We start from the raw sequence: 261 nt of genomic DNA on the forward strand, positions 1-261 counted from the left end.
TCAAGAAGTCCGGCGGCCATTACAATCCGACCGACGCCAAGCACGGGATCATGACCGAGGGCGGCATGCATGCCGGCGATATGCCAAACTTCGAGGTCGTCGACGGGCAGGCGACCAATATCGACGTCTTCAACACCCGCGTGCGCTTCAACGAAGGCGACGCGCCGCTGATGGATGACGACGGCTCAGCGCTGATGATCCATGCCGGCGCCGACGATTACACCAGCCAGCCATCCGGCGATGCCGGCAGCCGCGTCGGCT

1 protein-coding gene is annotated in these 261 nt (G+C 64.0%); it reads left to right on the forward strand.

The genetic code is table 11. The features are described from left to right. A partial coding sequence (locus CH341_RS32850) for a superoxide dismutase family protein (RefSeq protein WP_146604801.1) occupies positions 1–261 on the forward strand: 261 nt, incomplete at both ends.

Source organism: Rhodoplanes roseus (assembly GCF_003258865.1).
Classification (GTDB): domain Bacteria; phylum Pseudomonadota; class Alphaproteobacteria; order Rhizobiales; family Xanthobacteraceae; genus Rhodoplanes; species Rhodoplanes roseus.